At 66.8% G+C, this 14,274-nt stretch carries 16 protein-coding genes and 1 riboswitch; of the genes, 10 read left to right on the top strand and 6 right to left on the bottom strand.

The features are described 5' to 3' along the window. The first annotated feature begins 25 nt into the window (after positions 1 to 25). Genes IWX62_RS03845 through mnhG form a run of 6 tightly spaced genes read left to right on the top strand, consistent with a single transcriptional unit; the run spans position 26 to position 6,369 of the window. Positions 26 to 3,034, top strand: coding sequence for a Na+/H+ antiporter subunit A (locus IWX62_RS03845; RefSeq protein ID WP_196840051.1), 3,009 nt, complete (start codon positions 26 to 28; stop codon positions 3,032 to 3,034). Further along, entirely contained in the window at positions 3,031 to 3,525 is a 495-nt protein-coding gene (locus tag IWX62_RS03840) for a Na(+)/H(+) antiporter subunit C (protein WP_196840050.1), read from the top strand. The genes IWX62_RS03845 and IWX62_RS03840 overlap by 4 nt, the downstream gene beginning before the upstream one ends. Beyond that, positions 3,522 to 5,132, top strand: coding sequence for a Na+/H+ antiporter subunit D (locus tag IWX62_RS03835; protein ID WP_196840049.1), 1,611 nt, complete (start codon positions 3,522 to 3,524; stop codon positions 5,130 to 5,132). The genes IWX62_RS03840 and IWX62_RS03835 overlap by 4 nt, the downstream gene beginning before the upstream one ends. Then, entirely contained in the window at positions 5,129 to 5,713 is a 585-nt protein-coding gene (locus IWX62_RS03830) for a Na+/H+ antiporter subunit E (RefSeq protein ID WP_196840048.1), read from the top strand. Before IWX62_RS03835 ends, IWX62_RS03830 begins: the two co-directional genes overlap by 4 nt. Beyond that, a complete protein-coding gene (locus IWX62_RS03825) occupies positions 5,710 to 5,970 on the top strand; it encodes a monovalent cation/H+ antiporter complex subunit F (protein ID WP_196840047.1) in 261 nt (86 codons plus the stop codon). The genes IWX62_RS03830 and IWX62_RS03825 overlap by 4 nt, the downstream gene beginning before the upstream one ends. A gap of 3 nt (positions 5,971 to 5,973) precedes the next feature. Continuing rightward, positions 5,974 to 6,369, top strand: coding sequence for a monovalent cation/H(+) antiporter subunit G (mnhG, locus tag IWX62_RS03820; RefSeq protein ID WP_196840046.1), 396 nt, complete (start codon positions 5,974 to 5,976; stop codon positions 6,367 to 6,369). Positions 6,370 to 6,374: 5 nt separating this feature from the next. Here mnhG and IWX62_RS03815 read toward each other — a convergent pair whose 3' ends face one another. After that, positions 6,375 to 6,635, bottom strand: a complete 261-nt coding sequence (locus tag IWX62_RS03815; RefSeq protein ID WP_196840045.1) for a DUF4235 domain-containing protein — start codon at positions 6,633 to 6,635, stop codon at positions 6,375 to 6,377. A 137-nt stretch (positions 6,636 to 6,772) separates the two neighbouring features. Beyond that, positions 6,773 to 6,890, top strand: a riboswitch (TPP riboswitch). A 66-nt stretch (positions 6,891 to 6,956) separates the two neighbouring features. On the opposite strand from IWX62_RS03815, the gene IWX62_RS03810 reads away from it, so the two are divergent. Genes IWX62_RS03810 through IWX62_RS03800 form a run of 3 tightly spaced genes read left to right on the top strand, consistent with a single transcriptional unit; the run spans position 6,957 to position 9,873 of the window. Continuing rightward, positions 6,957 to 7,574, top strand: a complete 618-nt coding sequence (locus IWX62_RS03810) for an ECF transporter S component (RefSeq protein WP_333483196.1) — start codon at positions 6,957 to 6,959, stop codon at positions 7,572 to 7,574. Positions 7,575 to 7,579: 5 nt separating this feature from the next. Continuing rightward, positions 7,580 to 9,073: an ABC transporter ATP-binding protein gene (locus IWX62_RS03805; RefSeq protein WP_196840044.1), complete on the top strand. Its 1,494-nt coding sequence runs from the start codon at positions 7,580 to 7,582 to the stop codon at positions 9,071 to 9,073. After that, a complete protein-coding gene (locus tag IWX62_RS03800; RefSeq protein WP_196840043.1) occupies positions 9,070 to 9,873 on the top strand; it encodes an energy-coupling factor transporter transmembrane component T family protein in 804 nt (267 codons plus the stop codon). The genes IWX62_RS03805 and IWX62_RS03800 overlap by 4 nt, the downstream gene beginning before the upstream one ends. Here IWX62_RS03800 and IWX62_RS03795 read toward each other — a convergent pair. The 4 genes from IWX62_RS03795 to IWX62_RS03780 all read right to left on the bottom strand — a co-directional run bounded on the left by IWX62_RS03795 (position 9,870) and on the right by IWX62_RS03780 (position 12,828). After that, on the bottom strand, positions 9,870 to 11,141 hold the full coding sequence (locus IWX62_RS03795) for an RNA polymerase sigma factor (protein ID WP_196840042.1): 1,272 nt from the start codon (positions 11,139 to 11,141) through the stop codon (positions 9,870 to 9,872). The genes IWX62_RS03800 and IWX62_RS03795 overlap by 4 nt on opposite strands. Positions 11,142 to 11,152: 11 nt before the next feature. Then, positions 11,153 to 11,491 carry a YciI family protein gene (locus IWX62_RS03790; RefSeq protein ID WP_196840041.1) on the bottom strand — a complete coding sequence of 113 codons (339 nt, stop codon included), beginning with the start codon at positions 11,489 to 11,491 and terminating at the stop codon, positions 11,153 to 11,155. Continuing rightward, positions 11,492 to 11,854, bottom strand: coding sequence for a YciI family protein (locus tag IWX62_RS03785; protein ID WP_196840040.1), 363 nt, complete (start codon positions 11,852 to 11,854; stop codon positions 11,492 to 11,494). 89 nt (positions 11,855 to 11,943) lie between these two features. Then, on the bottom strand, positions 11,944 to 12,828 hold the full coding sequence (locus tag IWX62_RS03780) for an aminodeoxychorismate lyase (protein WP_196840039.1): 885 nt from the start codon (positions 12,826 to 12,828) through the stop codon (positions 11,944 to 11,946). Between the two features lie 153 nt (positions 12,829 to 12,981). Here IWX62_RS03780 and IWX62_RS03775 point away from each other — a divergent pair, with 153 nt between their 5' ends. Next, complete coding sequence (locus IWX62_RS03775; RefSeq protein ID WP_196840038.1) at positions 12,982 to 13,242, top strand: GlsB/YeaQ/YmgE family stress response membrane protein; 261 nt, start codon at positions 12,982 to 12,984, stop codon at positions 13,240 to 13,242. A 118-nt stretch (positions 13,243 to 13,360) separates the two neighbouring features. On the opposite strand, the gene IWX62_RS03770 is transcribed toward IWX62_RS03775, so the two are convergent. After that, entirely contained in the window at positions 13,361 to 14,272 is a 912-nt protein-coding gene (locus tag IWX62_RS03770) for an aminoglycoside phosphotransferase family protein (protein ID WP_196840037.1), read from the bottom strand. Between the last annotated feature and the right edge of the window lie 2 nt (positions 14,273 to 14,274).

The following is a 14,274-nucleotide window of genomic DNA, read 5'->3' as shown; positions in this document are numbered from 1 at the left end:
TCATCTGAGAGATCAGGAGATCATCGTGCTAATCGTGCTCATCGCGTTGTTCGCGATAGCCCTCATAGCGCCCTTGATCTTCCGCCGGCTTGGCCGCTCCGCTTTCTACGTCCTTGCCGCTGTCCCCGCCGCCGCGTTCGTCTGGCTGGTTATCACCTTCGACCAGTACACGGGGGAAGGCCAAAGCCTCCTCGAAGGTCAGCCCAACGCACCGCCGTCGACAGTTTTCCAGTGGATCCCCGAACTTGGCCTGGAACTCGCGTTCCGGATGGACACGCTGTCAGCGGTGCTGTCGCTGCTCATCCTGGGCATCGGTGCCCTCGTGCTGTTCTACTGCGCACGGTATTTCAAACAGGACGAAGCCAATATTGGTCCGTTCGGCGCCCAGCTCCTCGCGTTTGCCGGCGCCATGTTCGGTCTGGTCACCGCCGACGACATGATCCTGCTGTTCATCTTCTGGGAATTGACCACTGTGCTGTCCTACCTGCTGATCGGCTATTCGCGGCACCGCCTGGCGGCCCGACGCGCAGCACTGCAGGCCCTGATCGTGACCACCTTCGGCGGCCTGACCATGCTGGTGGGCATGATCATGCTCGGCCAGACCGCCGGGACTTACCGCATCTCGGAGATCATGGCCCTGTCCGGATCGCTGCTCTCCGCCGGGATGGTGGTCGACGTCGCCATCGGCCTGATCCTCGTGGGTGCGCTCACCAAGTCCGCCCTGATCCCTTTCCACTTCTGGCTCCCCGGCGCGATGGCGGCGCCCACCCCGGTAAGCGCATACCTGCACGCCGCTGCCATGGTCAAGGCTGGCATCTATCTGGTGGCCCGGTTCGCGCCAGGCTTCGCCGACGCCGCATCCTGGACGCCGATGGTGATGGCCCTGGGTCTGGCCACCATGCTGATCGGCGGCTGGCGGGCGCTGCGCCAGCACGACCTCAAGCTGATCCTCGCCTACGGGACGGTCAGCCAGCTCGGCTTCCTCACCATGGTGGTGGGGTTGGGTGGGCCGGGCGGCGCGCTGGCCGGGTTGGGCCTGCTGGTGGCCCACGGGTTGTTCAAGGCGACCCTGTTCCTCGTCGTCGGCATTATCGACCACCAGTCGGGCACCCGCGACATCCGCAAGCTCGCAGGCATCCGCCGGACCGCCCCGGCCCTGGCCGTCATCGCCACAATCGCTGCCGCATCCATGGCAGGACTTCCGCCGCTGCTGGGGTTCGTTGCCAAGGAATCGGTTTTCGAAGCGTTCGTCCATCAGGCCGAGATCGACCCCACCCCGCTCGGGACCCTCCTTCTCGCCGGCATCGTCGCAGGCTCGGCCCTGACCTTCGCCTACAGTGCGCGGTTCGTCTGGGGCGGTTTTGCCCTCAAGGGGAAGGACGCCACCCCGTTCAAGCGGGTCGAGAAGTCCTTCCTCTTCGCCCCGGCGCTGCTCACCGTCTTCACCGTGGGCCTCGGGTTCTGGCCCGCACCGCTGGACTCCATCATCCAGCCGTACGTCACCCTCTTTGAGCCCGACGGCGAAGACAGTTACCTCGCCCTCTGGCATGGATTCAGCCCCGCGCTGCTGCTCTCCGCAGTGACCATCGCCGTCGGGCTGCTGCTGTTCTGGTTCCGCGCCCAAGTGGAACGCGTGCAGGCCAAGGTCCCGTCGGTGGTTGACGCCGAACGCGGCTATAAATACACCATCGGCACCCTCGACGACGTTGCGGTCTGGGTCACCGGGCGGACCCAGCGTGGTTCGCTGGCGTTCTACCTGTTCGTCATCCTGACCATGGCCATCCTGACCCCGCTGACGGCGATCGTGTTCTACGACGCCCCGCTGCCGGACCGGTGGCACCTCGCTGACTCTCCTGCGCAGGTGGTCGCCGGCGTCGTCATCATCCTCGGCGCCCTCGCAGCGCTCCGCGCCACCAAACGGTTCATGGCAGTGCTGATGGTGGGAGTGACCGGCTACGGGATGGCGCTTATTTTCGCCCTGCAGGGCGCACCCGACCTGGCACTGACGCAGATGCTCGTCGAGACCATTGTGCTGGTGGCGTTTGTGCTGGCGCTGCGTTCCCTGCCCGCCCGGCTGTGGCAGCGGGAACCTGGCCGTTACCGGCTGCTGCGCGCAGTCCTGGGCATCTCCTTCGGCCTGGTGATGGCGGCGATCGCCATGTCCTCGATGGCGTCCCGCGTGGCCGTGCCGGTGTCGCTGGAGTATCCTGCGTTGGCCTATAACGACGGCGGCGGCGAGAACATTGTCAACGTCACCCTCGTGGACATCCGGGCGTGGGACACCTACGGCGAAATTTCGGTCCTGGCCATTGCCGCCACGGGCATCGCCAGCCTGATCTTCATCCGGGGCCGCGGTGACACTCGTCAGCGTGCCGAGAGCGTCAAGTCAGGAACGGTCGACCGCGGGCAGGAGCCTCTCGACGAGTTCGGCAGGGAGGCCGCCGCCCTGGAACTGGCGCGGAAGTTCTCGTCAGTGTCGCGTGACGCGTGGCTGGTGGCCGGCCGCACGCTCGCCCCCGAACGCCGCTCCATCATTTTCGAAGTGGTGACCCGGCTGCTCTTCCATTCGATCATCATTTTCTCCATCTATCTGCTGCTCGCCGGCCACAATCTTCCCGGCGGCGGTTTCGCGGGTGGGCTGATGGCTGGGCTGGCCCTGACTGTGCGGTACCTCGCCGGCGGCCGGTTCGAACTCGCCGAGGCGAGTCCCGTGAGTGCCGGCTTCCTCCTCGGAACCGGCATGGCCACCGCGTCGCTGACCGCCGTCGTTCCGGTTCTGATGGGCGGGCAGATTCTGCAAACCGCCATCCTCGAATTCGCCTTGCCGGTGTTCGGGGACGTCAAGTTCGTCACCTCCACCATCTTCGACATCGGCGTCTACCTGGTGGTGGTGGGGCTGGTCCTCGACGTGCTGAGGAGCCTCGGCTCGGAGATCGATGAGCGGAGTGAAGGCCTCTCTGCGACCGATGACCCCGAGGATATGCAGGCCCAACAGCAAGAACACACCGAGTCCGGCGAGGGAGTGGTCCGATGAGCGTGAACATCACCCTGCTGGTGGTCATGGCCGCCCTGTTCGCGGCGGGCATCTACCTGCTGCTCGAACGCAGCCTGACCCGGGTGCTCCTGGGCCTGATTCTCCTCGCCAATGGCGCCAACATCCTGCTCCTGTCCACGGGCGGACGCGCCGGCGTCGCCCCCCTGTATTCGGCTGACATCCCCGCCGAGGACTACTCCGATCCGCTGCCCCAGGCGCTGATCCTCACATCCATTGTGATTTCCTTCGCGGTGACGGCTTTCATGCTGGGCATCATCTACCGGTCCTGGGTGTTGGGCCGCCGTGACGAGGTCCAGGACGATATGGAGGACCGCAGGGTGGCGAGCCAGGGCAGCTTCGACGCCGAGGACGACGCCGACGTGCCGGTGGAAACCACAGAATTCACTCCGCTGGAGGAAGCCGAGGAAGCCCCCGGTTCCCAGAACGCAGGAGTCCTCGACCTTCCCGCCGACCCGAAGGAGCCACGGTGAACATCGCAAGCCTCGCACCGCTGGCAGTAGTCCTGCCGTTTCTCGGCGCGGCGATCGCCTTCCTGCTGATCCGTCATTCGCGGTCCCAGCGTGCCGTCAGCATTTCCACGCTCAGTATCACCCTGGTGCTCGAACTGTTCCTGTTGCAGAACGCTGCCACCCACGGGGCGACGGCGGTCTTCATCGGCGGGTGGATGCCGCCGTTTGGGATCACCCTGGTGGTCGACCAGTTCTCGGCTCTGATGCTGGTCGTCTCCACAGCCGTCAGCCTCGCCGTGCTGATTTACGCCACCGGGCAGGGCATGACGGACGGCGACGAAGACGGCCCGATTTCGATCTTCCATCCCACCTATCTGATCCTGGTGGCCGGCGTCTCCAACGCGTTCATGTCCGGTGATCTGTTCAACCTGTATGTGGGCTTCGAGATCCTCCTGACGGCGAGTTACGTCCTCATGACCCTGGGCGGGACCACACCCCGGATCCGGGCCGGCGTCACCTATGTGGTGGTCAGCGTGGTCTCCTCCCTGCTCTTCCTGATCGCGATCGGGATGATCTATGCCGCCACCGGCACCATCAACCTGGCAGATCTCGCCATCAAGCTGGGCGAAATTGACCCCGCCACCCAGATGATGCTCCATCTGATGCTGCTGGTCGCCTTCGGGATCAAGGCGGCCGTCTTCCCGCTATCCTTCTGGCTCCCCGACTCCTACCCGACGGCGCCGGCGCCCGTCACCGCCGTGTTCGCCGGGCTGCTCACCAAGGTGGGCGTGTACGCCATGGTGCGCACTGAGACCCTGCTCTTCCCCGGGGACCGGATCAACACACTGCTGATGGTGGTGGCCATCCTCACGATGGTGGTCGGGATCCTGGGTGCCCTGGCGCAGTCGGACATCAAACGAATGTTGTCTTTCACCCTGGTCAGCCATATCGGGTTCATGATCTTCGGGTTGGCGATCTCCACCGTCGTCGGGTTGGGCGCCGCGATCTTCTACGTGGCCCACCACATCACGGTGCAGACCAGCCTGTTCCTGGTCACGGGGCTGATCGAACGCCGCGGGGGGACTGCCAACATGGACCGCCTCGGCGGACTCGCCAAACTTTCCCCCCTGCTGGGCGTGCTGTTCTTCATTCCGGCGATGAACCTGGCCGGTATCCCGCCGTTCTCGGGATTCCTGGGCAAGCTCGGCATCCTGCAGGCCGGTGTGGAGCTGGGGTCCCCGATCGCCTACGTTGCCGTCGCCGCCAGCGTGCTCACCAGCCTGCTGACCCTCCTGGCGATCGCGCGGGTTTGGAACCGGGCGTTCTGGCGCCGTCCCGAAGACGCCCTGCACCCGGATCCGATCCTGCTGGCCACCAAGGCCGATGGGTCCTCGGTGCGCACCTCGCAGCGTGTCAACGGCGAAACCACGGGCCGGTTCTCCGGGCGTAACCCGGTGAACCTGCTGCCACGCACCATGGTCGGTCCAACCATGGGACTGGTGGGGCTGGGAGTACTGCTGACCCTGCTGGCCGGACCCATCTTCGAAATCAGTGACAACGCCGCCCGGAACATGCTCGAACGCACCGATTACATCGATGCCGTTCTGGGCGAGGGGAGCACCCCATGAGCCGGCAGCGGATCCCGTTCATCACCGAACTGCCCCTGATTATCTGGCTGGTGATCGTCTGGGGCGCCCTGTGGCAGGATTTCAGCCCGGGCAACCTGATCTTTGGTGGCCTGATCGCCTACGCGGTGGCCAACCTCCTGTACCTGCCTCCCGTTGAGCTCAGCGGCCGGTTCAACGTGCTGTACGCGGTGCCGTTCATTGGGCGGTTCATCTATAAACTCGTGGTCGCGAGCTTCGAGGTGTTCTGGCTCGCCCTCTCCCGCGGTCCCCGTCTCATCAACGCGGTGGTCGCCGTGCAGCTGCGCAGCCAGTCCGACCTGCTGGTGACCGCCACCGGGCACGCGTTGTCCCTGATCCCGGGATCACTGATCGTGGAGGTCGACCGGTCAACGTCCACCCTCTACCTGCACTGCCTCAACGTGGTCACCCCCGAGGACGCGGCGAAAATCAGGGCCGATGTACGTGCTACCGAGGCCTGGCTGATCCGGATTATGGGAACCCGGGATGACCTGGCGTTGTTGCAGACCGAAATGCGCTTTGATGCGGAAAACGTTAACCGTCGGGAAGGGGCAGGCACATGATGATCGCAGCCATCACTGTCGCCGCGGGACTCCTGATCCTGGCGTCCCTGTGTGCCCTGTACCGGATTGCGCGCGGCCCGTCGATCCTGGACCGGGTCCTTGCGATCGACGTACTGCTGGCCATCATCGGCGGGGCGCTGGCCATGGACATGACCATCAACCGGCACCTCGACAATGTGGTGCTGCTGGTCGCCATCTCGGTGATCGGCTTCATCGGTTCGGTCACGGTGGCCCGTTTTGTCACGGACAGGAAATAGGACATGAATGACACTGTGATTGATGCCCTGACCGCCGTGCTGTTGATCGGCGGGGCCCTGATGTCCCTGGCAGCGGGGATCGGCCTGCTCCGGTTCCCCGACCTCCTGACGCGGATGCACGCGGCCACCAAACCCCAGGTGCTGGGGTTGCTTCTGTTCCTGCTGGCGATGGGGCTGCAACTGCGGACCTGGGTGCTGGTTCCGGTCCTGGTGGTGTGCTGGATTTTCATGCTGCTCACGGTTCCGGTGTCAGCTCACATGGTGGGCCGGGCCGGCTACCGGACCAAGCACATGCGGCGTGACCTGCTCAGCATGGACGAACTGGACGAGGTAGTGGAGAAGGCAGCCAACAAAAAGGCGCCCGGCCAGCAAACGGCCGAGCGCCCCGACGAGGCGTAAGACTTTTACGTCAGATCGCGGGTCTTCGCGAACCGCAGGGCTGCTTTCTGGGTGGTGCGGTTGGTCAGCACCTGCAGGACGGCACGCACGGCGCCCGAAATCAGAGCGAACGCGATGGCGGAACGCAGGCTGTTCTCCAGCGCATCCTCCTCCTTCGGTGTCGCTTTGCCGGTGGCTTTGTGCCAGATGAAATCCACTAGCTTGGCGCCAACAATGCCAGCGCCAAGGCTCATCGCGACGCCGAGCAGTTTCATAAGCTGATTCATGGGTTTCTCCTTCAGTGGTGGCTTTTTCCTAGCCTAGCGTTTCCGTCAGACTACGACGACGGCGCGCCCCTCGGCGTCGAACCCTGCAGCGCCCTTGGCAGCAGGGAAGGCCTCAGGTGTACAGTTGGGATTGCTAAAACATACGACAGGGGAGCGCCGTCCACCCAAGTGGACGGGCGCTGAGAGTGCGGACTACCGCAGACCCTCGAACCTGATCCGGCTAGTACCGGCGAAGGGAGTCGAGTATCTCAGGGTGCCCGGCCAGTGGCATTGCTGCGGGCCTTAGGCGCCCTCCCCTCCTGTACCTCAGGAGGATTCTTAATGGCTTCATCAACAGCACAAACACACAACACCCCCACTTTTCGTGCCCGCTACCAGTGGCGGGTGGTCGACATTGTGGTTGCCTCGGTAGTGGCGGTCGCCGTCGGGGTGGTGTTCTTTGCCTGGTCCGCCGGCTACACGGGTATCTCAGCGCTCACGAGCGCCTTCCCGCCCCTGGCCGGCCTGTACACCGGAGGCTGGCTGATCGCCGGCGTACTGGGCGGGCTCATCATCAGGAAACCCGGCGCCGCCATCTACTGCGAGGTGCTTGCAGCAGCCGTGTCGGCGATGTTGGGCACCCAGTTTGGCCTGGCCACCCTGCTCTCCGGCGCTATCCAGGGGCTCGGGGCTGAGCTCATCTTCCTCCTGTTCCTCTACCGCAAGTGGAACCTCGGGGTCGCTCTGTTCGCCGGGCTGGGCGCCGGCCTTGCCCTCGCACTCAGCGAGAACATCCTCTACAACGCCCTGTGGGCGTTCGAGTGGCAGCTGCTGTACGTGGTGTTCGCCGCCATCTCGGGAGTGGTGATTGCCGGGTTTGTTTCCTGGCTGGCGGTCCGAGCCCTGGCCAAAACCGGGGTGCTCTCAGCCTTCGCTTCCGGACGAACGGCTGATGTCTAACCGGTATGGGTGAATATGGTGGACCGTCGGCCGTCAGCATCAGCGCGCAGGGCTGGAGTTGGCGCCATGCCGGGCGCAAGACTCCCGCCGTCCGTGACCTTGACCTGGCGGTGGCGCCCGGCGAGCGGGTGTTGCTGCTGGGCGCTTCCGGGTCGGGTAAATCCACCCTGCTGCATGGGCTTGCCGGGGTCCTCGGGGACGATGGGCAGGGCGAACAGCACGGGTCCCTCGCCCTCGACGGCCGGGCCCCCGGGGCGGCGCGCGGACGTGCCGGCCTGGTCCTTCAGGACCCTGACACACAGATTGTGCTGGCCAGGGTGGGCGACGAGGTGGCCTTCGGTGCCGAGAACCAGGCCGTCCCCCGGGACGAGATTTGGGAACGGGTCCGCCGTGCGCTCGACGACGTCGGGCTGGCCGTCCCCCTGAACCATCCGACGACGGCGCTCTCCGGCGGGCAGAAGCAACGCCTGGCACTGGCTGCGGTGCTGGCGATGCAGCCCGGGCTGCTGCTGCTCGACGAACCCACGGCCAACCTCGACCCGGCCGGTGTGCTGGAGGTGCGCGACGCCGTCGTACGTGTCCTGGACCGCACCGGAGCAACGTTCGTGGTGGTGGAACACCGGGTGGCCGTGTGGGCCGACGTGGTGGATCGGGTGGTGGTGCTGGCGTCCGACGGCGGCATCCTCGCCGACGGGCCGCCGGAGCGGGTGCTCTCTGACCCGGCGACCCGTGCCCGGCTGGCCGACGCCGGGGTCTGGATCCCCGGCCAGCAGCCGACGCTCCCCGCGCTCAGCCCCTCACCGGGGGAAGCCCTGCTCACGGCCCGCGGGCTCGCGGTGGCGCGGACCAAGCGCGGACCGGCCGTGCTCGACGGCGTGGACGTCACCCTGGCCGCCGGATCCTCCTTGGGGATTGTTGGCCCCAACGGGGGTGGGAAATCGACGCTCGCGCTGACCCTCGCTGGCCTGCTCCCCGCGCGCGGCGGACGGCTGGAAGCGGCGCCTTCGCTGAACCGCGGCGCCGGGAGCAACCCGCACGCCTGGAAGTCCGCACAACTGGTGACCCGCATCGGGACGGTCTTCCAGGAACCCGAGCACCAGTTCCTGACCCACCGGGTGATCGACGAGCTGGAGTTCGGCCCCCGGCGGCTGGACGGCAGCGACGACGCAGCGGTCCGGCGGCGGGTGGATCCCATCGCCGAACGGCTCAGACTGACCGCACTGCTGCAGGCCAACCCGTTCACCCTGTCCGGTGGCGAAAAGCGGAGGCTCTCGGTGGCCACCATGCTGGCGACCGATCCGGACATCCTGGTCCTGGATGAGCCCACGTTCGGGCAGGACGCCAATACCTGGGCGGAACTGGTGGCCCTGCTGGCGGAATGGATCAACGACGGCGGCAGCCTCCTCGCCGTCACCCATGATCAGGAGTTCACCGCAGCGCTGGGCAGTCGGGTGCTGCGGGTCGCGCACCGTGGGGCCGTGCTGGAGCCAACGCCGTGAGCGTCGACGTCCTGACCCCCCAGCTCACGGGACGGCTGCTGCCGCGGGCCAACCCGCTGTCGAAGTTGTTCGCTGCTGTGCTGGTCACCCTCGTGGTGATGCTCAGCATCGATTGGGTGAGCGCCGCCGTCGTCCTCGGAAGTGAGCTGCTGCTGCTGCCGCTCCTCGGCATCAGCGCCTGGCAACTGCTGAAGCGGACCTGGCCGCTGGTGGTGGCGGCGGTGGTCGCTGCCTACGGCACGGCGCTGCTGGCCGAGAAGACCGGGGCGGTGCTGCTGGAGGTTGGACCAATCCTCTTTACCCAGGACTCGGTGAACTCCGGGATCGCCATTGGGCTGCGCGGGCTCGCCATCGCCCTCCCGGGGATTTTCCTGCTGACCACCACCGACCCCACTGACCTGGCCGACGCGCTGGCGCAACGCATGCGGTTGCCGCACCGGTTTGTGCTGGGCGCGCTGGCGGGGCTGAGGCTTGTGGGGCTACTGGTCGATGAGTGGCGGACCCTCGGGTTGGCGCGGCACGCGCGGGGGGTCGGGTTTGAAGGGAACCCGGTGGCGCGGTTGAAGAACTTTCTTGGGCAGGGGTTTGGGCTGATCGTGCAGGCGATCCGCCGGGCCACCCGGCTGGCCGTAGCCATGGAGGCGCGCGGTTTCGGGGCCGGAAATCGCACCTGGGCCAGGGAAAGCACCTTCAGCCGGCTCGACCTCTGGGTCTGCCTCACCGGGATTCTCATCGCCGGGGCAGCGGTGACGGCGGCGGTGCTCGCCGGGACCTGGAACTTCCTTCTCGGCGCCTCCTAGGGGTGCCGGAGCTGCCCGGCCACCTCGGCGGCGCGACGGCGGAGATGGTCACGTTCGGCCTCGTTGCCGCACAGTGCGATGGCGACGGCGAAGGCCGCGACCGCCTCAGCCGGCCGTCCGGCGCGCACCAGGAGTTCGCCCCGCACCGCCGGAAGCCGGTGATGGTGGGGGAGCCGCTCATCGAGCCCGTCGAGCAGCAGCAGCCCGGCGTCCGGCCCCTTGGCTTCCATCACCGCGACGGCCCGCGCCAGGCGGACCACCGGCGAACCGGTCAGCGCTTCCAACTCGGCGTACAGGTCAGCGATACGACGCCAGTTGGTGGCCCCCGCGGACGGGGCAACGGCGTGCTCGGCAGCAATCCTGGCCTGAAGCGCATAGTCCCGGGCCGGCCCTGAGCTGGAGCCGGGGACCCGTCCCAGTAGCTCCAGCCCGGCGTCGATCTCCCCAATGTGCCACCGGCCGCGATCCTGATCGGGAAGGAGGACCAGGGTGCCGTCAGGTGAGACCCGCGCGTCCCGGCGGGAGTGTTGCAGGGTCATCAGGCTCAGCAGGGCCAACACCACCGGCTGGTCCGGAAGCAGGGCGTCGAGCACCCGGGCCAGCCGGATGGCCTCGGCCGCTGACGACGTCCGTACCGGACCGTCGCCGGTGGCCGGCGCGTAGCCGGACGTGAACACCAGGTAGATGACGGCGGCGACGACGTCCAGCCGTTCGGTCATCCGCGCCGGCGCCGGCACCGTGAACGGGATCCCCGCGGCAGCCACCTTCTTCTTCGCACGGGTCAGCCGGGCCGCCATCGTCGACTCCTGTACCAGGAACAGCCGGGCGATCTCGCCGACACTCAACCCGTTCACGAACCGCAGGGACAACGCCGCCCGGGCGTCGGGGGACAGTGCTGGGTGGCAGCAGGTGAACAGCATCCTCAGCCGCTCGTCCGGGATGTGCCCACCGTCGTCGACGGCGCTGGCCGCGGCTTCCCGCGCCTCGACGTCCACCACCATCAGCGGTTCCCGGCGTTGCGCAATAGCCTCCGAACGCACCTGATCGAGTGCACGACGGCGGGCGGCAGTCAGGAGCCACGCCGCGGGAGACTCAGGGGCACCGTCGCGCGGCCAGGTACTCACCGCCGCGGCAAAAGCATCAGCCAGCGCGTCCTCGGCCAGGTCGAGGCGACGGAAGCGGCCCACCAGGAGAGCCAGCAGCCGTGCCCAGTGCTCCTGCCAGGCCTGCTCCAGCGCAGCCGTTGCTGCGTCGGGCAGGCCGGGCATCGGCGTCGGCCCTAATACTCGACGATTGGCCGCAGCTCAACCGTGTACTCGGGCAGCAGCTTCACCAGATCCACCGCCACATCAAGGTCGGGCACGTCCAGCACGTAGAAGCCGCCCAACTGTTCGGCGGTTTCAGCGAACGGCCCGTCTGTGAGTCCCACCTGGTCCCCGCGGCGGCGTACTGTCGTCGCGGTGGACACGGGGCCCAGGGCTTCCCCGGCGACGATCTTCCCCCGCTGGCGCGCGGCCTCCGAGAAGGCATCATGTTCGGCCATGTACTGCGCCTGCTCGGCCTCCGTGGCGGTGGCCCAGACCGACTCATCCTGGTAGAGAAACACTGCGACTTTCATCTAGCTGCCCTCACCTGGTCGGATCGTTGCCCGGATCTCCGCCGGTCCGGTGGTATCAGCCAACAACTCATTCACGAGTTTGGCCAGCGTTTCGAGGTTCTCCGTTTCCACAAGATAAAACCCACCGAGCTGTTCGGCGGTCTCGGTGTAGGGGCCGTCGGTGATGCCCATGGCGCTGCCCCGGAGGATTTTCGCGGTGGAGGACGGCTGCAGTTCGGCGCCGCCGGTCATGGTGTGTCCGTCCTCGGCGCAGCGCCGGGCGAACTCGGTGTGCCGGCCGTACGTCGCAGCCCGTTGCTCGGGCGTCGCCTGCTGCCAGGCTGCCTCGTTGTCGTGCAGCAGGATGATGTATTCGGTACTCATCGCGCAACTCCTATCGTGTCCTTGTGAGGACGCCCTCTGCGTCGCTCACTTTCATGACGGTCGACGGGGGCCAGAATCGACAACCGGCGTCAGGAAATTTTTGCCACCAGCTCCGTCAGTTCAGCGGTGAGCCCGGCGGCAGGCGCGATCTGCCGTCCGGCGAGCGAATTCACCGGGGCGAGGAGGCGGATGCTGGAGATCAGCCACACCCCGTCGGCGTCGAACAGGTCTGCGGGGACCAGCGGGCCGTACCCCAAGTCCCAGCCTGCTGCTTTCGCCACACTGAACAAGGCGCTTTGCGAGGTCCCCGGTAGGATCCCGCTTTCCAGCTGCGGAGTCAGAAGCGTTTTCACGCCGTCCCGGACGCGGGCCAGCAGGACGGTTGACGTTGGACCCTCGAGGACCTTGCCATCCGAGGAGGTGAAGATGACGTCGTCGGCACCGTGGGCCTGCGCGTACCGGACGGCCGCCATGTTGACCGCGTAGGACAGGCTTTTCGCTCCCATCAGCAGCCACGGTGCGCGTTGCGCCACGGTGCTGTCGTAGCCTCTATCCAGCAGCAGCACGGACAGCCCCTCGCGTCGCTGACGCTGCGTCCTGGCGGGAACCGGAGCCACCTGTACCCAGGCGGTGGGCGCATCTGCGCCTTCAACACCGCGCGTGACCAGGAGCTTCACCGCAAGTTCGGCGTCGGCCGGCCCCGCTGTCGTCGCCGCATACGCGTCGAGCGCGGTGGCAATGGCCCGACGCCACGCATCCTGGGACGGCAGGGCCAGGTTCAGCGCCAGTGCGGACGAACCGAGCCGGTCCAGGTGAGCCTGCACCTTCCTGGCCTCCCCGTTGAGTGCCAGCAGGGACTCAAAGATGCCGTCCCCACGGGTGGCGCCGAGGTCGGTAGCCATCAGCTGCGGGACCGAGGCATCGGCGATGCGGCCATCGTCGTAGGCAGGATCAAGGAACACGAGAACAGTCATGGCATCAGCATAGTTGTGCGCCGGCAGACGACGACGGCGCACCCGGTCCACTTTTCCGCCGCGACCGGGACCGGATAGAATTGATCAGTAGTGTTACCAGATGGCACACCTCCCCGTCGCCACGGGAAACCCCTCTAGGAACGGACAGTTATTGTGATCGGATTTATCGTCGCGGGACTCATCATCGGCGCCCTGGCGCGCCTGATCAAGCCCGGCAAGCAGAACCTCGGGTTGCTGGCGACGCTGCTTCTAGGTTTGGCCGGCTCGGTGATCGGCGGCGTCATCGCCAGCCTCCTTGGGACCGGGCAGATCTTCGAACTGAACGTCATCGGATTCGTCGTGGCAGTCATCGCCTCAGTACTGCTGATCGGCGTCGCCGAGGGCATCAGCGGACGCCGGAAGGTCCGCCGCTAGACGGCCAACCCGGCTGCACGCTATTCGGCAGCGGCCAATGCGTGGTGGTAAGGGCCGGCATCACCGTCAACGGCTGACCGGATGCGTCGGAGAGCGCCAACGCGGCGACGCGCAGCAGCTATACGAGCCCTGCCGCGTGATCGGCGATCACCTCGTTGACAACCCGGAGGGCTGCCGCCTCCTCACCGGAGCCTGACCCAACGTGTTGCACCAGGGTGATGGCCGCTTTCCACAGGGCCCAGCCGCGGGCCCGGGCCCACGTCCCATCCGTCAGCGTCAGCCGGTCCCGGAAGGTCTCACGGCTCGGCCCAGCGAAGACCGTCCACGCAATGGTCAGGTCGCAGGCCGGATCTCCTACCGCGCAGCACCCGAAGTCGATCACCGCAGCGAGCCGCCCTTCACGGAGCAGCAGGTTTCCGGCGGCCACATCCCCGTGTACCCAGACGGGCGGGCCGGTCCACTGGGCGGCGAGGGCGGCGTCCCAGATGTCAAGGGCGGCGGGGCCAGCGATGGCAGTTCCCAACCCGGTGATCGACGCTCTGGTTTCCGCGTCATAGGTGGCGAGCGGCCCGCCCCGGCCAAAGTTGTGTTCGCCCGGAGGGGGGCCGCCGTCGGGGTCCACCCGGTGCAGCGCTGACAGGAAGTCCGCCAACGCCGTAGCGCAGGCGGATGCTCCGGCGTCCGGCAGGCCGTCGTTGCTGATCGTCGTGCCATCGATCCAGCGGTACACCGACCACGCATAGCTGAAGCCGTCTGCCGGCGCTCCCAACGCCACCGGAACCGGAATTGGAAGTGGCACCGCGGGACCAAGGACCGGAAGCCACCGGTGTTCCTTTTCCACCTGCGCTGCGTACCCGGCGGCGCTCGGCAAACGGACCAGCAGGTCATCACCGAGCCGGAACGTTCGGTTGTCGTTGCCGCCCGGCAGCACCTCCACCACGGCACGATGCGCCCACTGGGGGAATTGGGTGGCCACCAGCTGGGAGACCATTTCCACTCCGAGGCGCTGGCCGTGCGGCAGTTGCGTCATCG

The organism is Arthrobacter sp. CAN_A1, from assembly GCF_015751665.1.
GTDB lineage: Bacteria > Actinomycetota > Actinomycetes > Actinomycetales > Micrococcaceae > Arthrobacter_D.
The sequence above is the reverse complement of the archived record's forward strand: the minus strand, read 5'-3'. Positions and strand labels throughout refer to the sequence as shown.